Here is a 6,384-nt window from a genome sequence, read left to right as displayed (position 1 = left end):
GGGGAGGAAAAGCGTATTATATTGACTCCGAGGTTGAGCACTCTGCTTGAAGCAACGAGCAGGCTGCAGACGCGAATGTCCCGCAGACTTTTCTTGTCTCATCGCCGTACCATTGTCATAGGCGAAAATTTGCCAAAGCAGGCATCAACGGAATGTTCGATGTGGTTCCCCGGACACCGGAAAGTCGACTCACATGCTTCCTCGTCATTACCAAAGGCAAAGGGTATGACCTGCTGAACACTCAGCCTAAATTTGAACGTTTTCCGGCGGAAGCTATTCGGGAATTAACGAAATCACGCCAATCTATGACAACCTCCACGAAGGACATTGGCATAGCGCTAAGCTTTAACAGCGATCCAATCGTAAACTATTTTGAATCTAAGGAAAGCCAAGCATCCAAACAGAAATCTCAAGAAGTTCAATTTAGCGGCTATGCGCAGTTCAAAGGCGATCGAATGATTGGTATTTACAAAAACCAAGAAGCAAACGGACTCATGTGGCTCAAAAATCAAGTCAAAGAACATTCACTTACTTTCCCGATGGAATCAGGTAAAGATATGTCCATTCTCATCACGAAAGGCCAGACCAATATTCAATTGACGCTGCAAGACGATAAGGTCACTTTTCAACTAAAGCTCGATGCTAGAGGAATTGTTCGTGAGGATTTGTCCGGACAAGATTTAAATAAATCGGAGGTTCTTCATAAGGTCGAGCAAAAAATGGCCGAACAGGTGAAAAAATCAGTTCGAGCAGCGATCAAACAAATGCAAAAGGAAGATACCGATTCCGCACAACTAGGCTTACTAGTATGGAGGACTCATCCGAATGCCTGGAACGACAGGCTGGAAGCGAAATGGCCGGAGATTTTTAAAGAAGCTGCATTTCAAATCACTGTCGATGCCTCTATTACTGAAACAGGTCTTATTAATCAAAATGTAACAAAGAAAGGAACGTAAATATGGATAATATTTTTATGCTTAGCTTTCTAACCATAATGGTGATGAGCTTCGCCAGGGATCGTATGAAATTGAAACAAGCCGGAAATGGTGTAAAGATGATTTATGGTCTTTTCACATTTCTGTCCCTTACTTTTTTTATTACCAAATACTTGCATTGGTCTATTCCCATGCCTTCTCGTTTTTTTATTCATTCCGTCTCTCCATGGCTAGGCCGTTTAATCGGCGTATAAAATTCGCATAAGGTGGTGTTCTCCATCGATCATAAACAAGTGATTAACCAGAGGCAGCTAGCTTGGTTAGCTTCTTCCGTCATCACCAGCGGAGGCATCCTAACCTTACAAAATGTATTGATTCGAGTTAGCCAAATGGATGCCTGGTACAGCTATTTACTATCGATCTTCTATGTTTTCGTCATCGCCGCCTTTTTCGGGTATTTGGCAAAGGTATATCCCCAAAAGCATATTTTTGAAGTTTCCAAAGAAATATTGGGCGTATGGGGCGGCACGATCGTTAACCTGCTTATCCTGTTTCACTTTTGGCAAATGGTTGTTCGCGACATTTCTTCCATGGCTAAATTCAGTTCTACCCTTTTACTGCACAACACACCGTTAGAAATACTCATGCTGCTGCCTTGCTTGCTGCTTATCTATTTCGGGAAAGGCAGTATGGAGGTCGTCGCTCGTGTGAACGATTTGTTTTACCCGCTCTTTGTCATTACGATCATTATGATGCCCCTGCTCCTATCCAACGAATTTTATATTCAACTGATGACACCGTCACTGACGATACCCTTCCAGCATTTAGCAGCTAGCAATCTACTCACACTTGGAGGTGCTGGCGATGTATTCATTCTAGGTGCGTTCCTTCATATGGTTTATAACGCTAACCATATCCGCTCTTCCATACGTCATGGCACCTTGCTCGGTATTTTCTTGCTTACGCTGCTCCTTTTTCTCATTATTGTCGTCCTAGGGCCCAAGATGCCCGGCAACTTCTTGTATCCTACTTATAATCTGGTCCAAATGATTCATATCACCGATTTCCTTGATCGACTGGATATCATTATGCTAACGATCTGGTTTCCAACAGTCGCATGTAAAATCATTGCTATTTATATGGCGCTTCTCTTAGGAATAAGTGCCATTATTAATGAGCGCAATTACCCGATTTTTAATAAGCCAGTCGCTTTATTCATTGCCATAACGACCTTTCTTTCGTTTAAAAGTACGACGGAGCTGCTTTCGTTCTCTAATTTCAGTTCGCCCATCATTGTACTTATCTATCAACCCTTGGTCATGGGTCTTATCTTCATCCTTTCGGTTAGGAAGCAGAAAAAAAATCCGGAAACCGTCAAATCCAAGGATGAAACAGATCCGACAATGAATCCCTCGAAACAGGTAAAAAGTCGATTCACCTACAAGCAATGGTTATGGTCAGGCAATTTATTGCTGGCATTTTCCACTGTGTGCGTGACCATTGGATTAATGTTCAGTACATATAAGCCAATCATAGGAATCGTTTGTGGCCTGGGATTTGGCTGCAGCTTGTTATTAATAGGTGTGACAACCTATATGGAGGTGAGCCTTTTAAAGCAGTCCCAAACAGGTAAATAACAGAAGTTAAACAAGGATAAACGACTTCGTCGTCCTCCAGGGACGAGCGAGTTTTATTAAGGTAGATGCGAAGCAAAAATATAGACATATACTTTCTTATCTAATGAAAAAAACGCACCTGCCACAATCAGCGGGTACGTTCATGAACTTAGACGGGAACTGTCTGACTTAACCGACTTTTGGCCACTTTCAAATAACCATACATATTAAGAAACTCACTCTCATTTGCGAATCGCAGCTTCAGCGAGCCTGCCGCTTCCTGAATATAAGGCTTCAGTGCGGATGCGCCTCCGCCAATGACATAGAAGCACTGGATGTCAGGATATTTGCGCCAGCGTTTCTTGATCATTTCGATCATACGCAGGGCTGCGCGTCGGAAATGCTGGTCCACAATCGGCCGAATATCGACTTGCCCTTCACCTATCAGTTGAATCGAAAACTCCCGGTTCTTGACACGTTGCACCAGCTTTGCGCGACTAGGAAACACATAACCATAAGCATCTTCGACATCTCGAATGATTGCGTCAAGATAGGTGGCAATACCAACCTGCTCACCATGGCTAAAATGGTTATCGATAGCCATCCGTTTGATTACAGGGAAATCAGTTGTCAACGCGCCAATCTCACAAACGCCGATGCAGCCGTTGTAGATCTCTTCATCCTTGACCAACAAGCTGTCATGGGTGGCCAAATGGAAGATGGCGGCTGCCCCTTCAATGGAAACGGCCACTTTGCGGATGGATACTTTAATTTTGCGGTTTCGAAATTGTGGGGTTGAGAGGAACGTTACTTCGTGTTCGCCAAGAAGTCTTTGTTCGAATTGTTGATTGTATTTGGCAAACGTACGTACAGGCAAACCTGTACCAATCGTATATTCAACCTCATCCGCGCTACCGTGTCCTCCGTTAAAGCCTTGGCTGGCAGCAAGACCTTGGTAAGCTAATGCCGTTAAAGCGACAATGAGAGATTGTTCAGAAATCGCTTTATTGTCTGTGTCCTCCAATTCCAAGTTATCTTCATGCTCCAAAGCAAGCTGTCCGACAAAATAACGTTGATTTCTTTGCGACAGGGATGGGCTGTAAATCATAACATCCAGTGCTTTCCAAGGTGAATCTTCTTCTTGCAAAATATGCCTTTCGTAACCTGGTGCAATGATATTCGGGATAATCAGCGGTTCTTTAGAACCATCCAGCACCAACTTGATACTATCGTTACCTATATCTATACCTGCAAGCTTTATCAAGACCGCATCCACTCCAAATCTACTATTTCCTGTATTTGTTAAGTGAATTCGATTAATTCCGACAGTATTCCTTCCTACTTTTGACTCATTTTATCTAGGACTAGTAGGTATAAAGAGGGTTTTTATCGAAATATGACGAATGTTCTACAAGAACTTTACCAAATTCAACCATGACAAGGAGACTAGTAAGCCTGTATGAAGCTCAAGTGGAAACCTAAAAAGCTGACGCTGGTCATCATTCCCGATGCCAATCAATCTGTCGTCAGATTCCGTATTCCAAATATATTCGCTTATATCGCTGCAGCATGTTTGTCCCTGCTGCTGCTTATTTCTATGATTACATATGCTTTGCACGCCCATACCTTGAAAACGGCCAGCGAACTTCAGTCCAAACTGAACGGCGTCAATCATCAGTGGAACGCTACCTTATCCTCCAAGAATCAGGCCATTGAAAAGCTGCAGAACGAAGTGATCCAGCTATCCCAGCAAGCCGAGCAGATGAAAACGCAAGTTGAAGAAATGAAAAAATTCGAAAACGATCTCAAATCAATTGCTGGAATCGAAGCAAGTCCATCTGTAGCCACCTCGATTGGTGTCCAAGATGGACCTACAGATGGAACAGCTCCTGTCACATTGAATGCTGCGGGTATAGGCGGCAGTCCCAATCCAGTTTCGCAGGAAGCCATCATTCAGCTTGGTGAGCAGACCCTTGCCTCCTTCACCTTGCTTCATAGCGAAGTGCAAGAACTGCAAACCAGCCTAGCCGAGACCAAAGAAAAAGTTACCGTCAAGCAGCAGCTGCTTCGTGTGACACCTACCTTATGGCCAACATCCACCAAGGTCGTCACCTCGACATTCGGCTACCGAACGGACCCCTTTACCCATCGTCCAAGCTTTCACTCGGGGATTGACTTCGGTGCCAAAGAGAATGATCCGGTCTTCGCAACAGCTGCTGGTAAAGTCGTTAGTACCGGTAAGGACATGTTCCACGGCAACAACATCGTCATTGAGCATTCCAAGGGCCTGCGCACTTGGTATATGCATTTAAATAAAATTCTGGTCAACAATGGGGACACGGTAGAAAAAGGCAGTACCATTGGTCTCGTAGGCTCCACTGGGCGCAGCACAGGAGCTCACCTGCATTATGAAGTTCTCAAAAATGGAGAGAGCACCGATCCCAAACCTTATCTCAAAGCGATGCGAAAGGATGAATAAGCATGTTTAAAAGCAAAAAAAACAATATGAACCCTAATACAACAGATACTTTAATTGGAGAAGGCACGATCTTCGAAGGACGTATCAAATCTGAAGCGAGCATTCGCGTTGAAGGCAGCATTACGGGCGATATCGAATGTGCAGGGGACGTTATAATTGGTGAGCAAGGCAGCGTGAAATCCAATATTTCCGCCAGAGATGTCATATTGGCTGGCACTGTACAAGGCAACATTGTCACTAAGGGGAAACTGACGATTACTTCCACAGGATCACTCCAAGGCAATATCAGCGCAGCTTCCTTCATCATTGAGGAAGGCGGATTATTCCAGGGGACCAGCAAGATGGACACAAAAACACCGGAGATTTCCTCATCGAGCAACGAACAGGACAATGGCAGCGCACAAACATCCATAGGGAATAGCGCATTCAAAGGGAATACAATTGCAATGTGAACGAGCGGGGGAGAATCAGGCTGTCTAGTCGATGTCCTTTCTGCATGATATAATGGTTGGATAATCTTTTATTTCTAACGAATTCAGGAGATAGGCCAATGAAAGAACAAACCATCCTTTTTGATCTTGATGACACCCTAGTGCATTGTAATAAATATTTTGATTTCGTGATTGAACAATTCGTCGACCTGATGCTCACCTGGTATTCCGGACATGGACTTACGGCGCAAGACATCAGACAGAGGCAGCTTCAAATCGATCTAGCCGGTATTCATATTCATGGTTTTATGCCGGATCGTTTTCCGAAATCGTTCGTTGAAACCTATCAATGGTTTGCTGAGCGATACAACCGTCCCACTGTTGCAAGTGAAGAGTCTTGGCTCATGCAATTAGGGCACACGGTTTATGAATTCACGGCTGAGCCGTATCCGCTTATGAATGAAACACTGGAAGAGCTTCAGCAAGCGGGACATCGTTTGTTTCTTTATACCGGCGGAGATGCCTCTATTCAAATGAAAAAGGTGCGAGACTTGAGTTTGCACACCTACTTCGATGACCGAATCTTCGTTACCTTGCATAAGACCAAGGAATTTATGGAATCATTGATGAATGAACAACGGTTTGACCGTAATCACACGTGGATGATCGGTAATTCGGTGAAGACGGATGTACTGCCTGCTTTGCATGCAGGCATTCATTCTATCCACATTCCTGTTATGCAAGATTGGGAATACAACACAGGCACAATCGATATCGTACCCAAAGGAGCCTTCTACCAATTACCTTCTTTACAGGAAGTTCCTCATACCATTCATTCGCATATTAAGAAATAGAGCGGCTTCCCCGATCAAATATGGCCTAATGGAGCGGCAGACTTAATACCAATAGGAGCCTACTTGCTT

At 44.0% G+C, this 6,384-nt stretch carries 7 protein-coding genes and 1 pseudogene; 7 read left to right on the top strand and 1 reads right to left on the bottom strand.

Annotated elements, in window-relative coordinates; all coding sequences use genetic code 11:
• Positions 1–21: 21 nt before the first annotated feature.
• From FU659_RS39375 to FU659_RS25905, 4 genes and pseudogenes are all read left to right on the top strand, one after another.
• Positions 22–266: pseudogene (locus FU659_RS39375) on the top strand (Ger(x)C family spore germination protein); the annotation flags it as partial.
• 39 nt (positions 267–305) lie between these two features.
• Complete coding sequence (locus tag FU659_RS25915; protein WP_483874514.1) at positions 306–956, top strand: Ger(x)C family spore germination C-terminal domain-containing protein; 651 nt, start codon at positions 306–308, stop codon at positions 954–956.
• 2 nt (positions 957–958) lie between these two features.
• On the top strand, positions 959–1,189 hold the full coding sequence (locus tag FU659_RS25910) for a hypothetical protein (RefSeq protein WP_147950217.1): 231 nt from the start codon (positions 959–961) through the stop codon (positions 1,187–1,189).
• Positions 1,190–1,228: 39 nt separating this feature from the next.
• A complete protein-coding gene (locus FU659_RS25905) occupies positions 1,229–2,572 on the top strand; it encodes a GerAB/ArcD/ProY family transporter (RefSeq protein ID WP_222708645.1) in 1,344 nt (447 codons plus the stop codon).
• Positions 2,573–2,720: 148 nt separating this feature from the next.
• On the opposite strand, the gene FU659_RS25900 is transcribed toward FU659_RS25905, so the two are convergent.
• A complete protein-coding gene (locus FU659_RS25900; RefSeq protein ID WP_147950215.1) occupies positions 2,721–3,815 on the bottom strand; it encodes a ParM/StbA family protein in 1,095 nt (364 codons plus the stop codon).
• Positions 3,816–4,010: 195 nt separating this feature from the next.
• Here FU659_RS25900 and FU659_RS25895 point away from each other — a divergent pair, with 195 nt between their 5' ends.
• The 3 genes from FU659_RS25895 (at position 4,011) to FU659_RS25885 (ending at position 6,315) form a co-directional block, all read left to right on the top strand.
• A complete protein-coding gene (locus FU659_RS25895; protein WP_147950214.1) occupies positions 4,011–5,030 on the top strand; it encodes a peptidoglycan DD-metalloendopeptidase family protein in 1,020 nt (339 codons plus the stop codon).
• Between the two features lie 2 nt (positions 5,031–5,032).
• Positions 5,033–5,482, top strand: a complete 450-nt coding sequence (locus FU659_RS25890) for a bactofilin family protein (protein WP_147950213.1) — start codon at positions 5,033–5,035, stop codon at positions 5,480–5,482.
• Between the two features lie 98 nt (positions 5,483–5,580).
• Entirely contained in the window at positions 5,581–6,315 is a 735-nt protein-coding gene (locus FU659_RS25885) for an HAD family hydrolase (RefSeq protein WP_147950212.1), read from the top strand.
• The last annotated feature ends 69 nt before the right edge of the window (positions 6,316–6,384 follow it).

Origin of the sequence: Paenibacillus sp. N3.4 (assembly GCF_008017805.1) — a bacterium.
Classification (GTDB): Bacteria; Bacillota; Bacilli; order Paenibacillales; family NBRC-103111; genus Paenibacillus_E.
Note: the sequence above shows the minus strand (reverse complement) of the source record. Positions and strands in the feature narration are given on the sequence as shown.

Excerpts from the sequence above, each read along its gene's own strand:
- FU659_RS25915 (WP_483874514.1), top strand. The coding sequence starts at position 306 with ATGACAACCTCCACGAAGGACATTGGCATAGCGCTAAGCTTTAACAGC.
- FU659_RS25910 (WP_147950217.1), top strand. The coding sequence starts at position 959 with ATGGATAATATTTTTATGCTTAGCTTTCTAACCATAATGGTGATGAGC.
- FU659_RS25895 (WP_147950214.1), top strand. The coding sequence starts at position 4,011 with ATGAAGCTCAAGTGGAAACCTAAAAAGCTGACGCTGGTCATCATTCCC.
- FU659_RS25890 (WP_147950213.1), top strand. The coding sequence starts at position 5,033 with ATGTTTAAAAGCAAAAAAAACAATATGAACCCTAATACAACAGATACT.
- FU659_RS25885 (WP_147950212.1), top strand. The coding sequence starts at position 5,581 with ATGAAAGAACAAACCATCCTTTTTGATCTTGATGACACCCTAGTGCAT.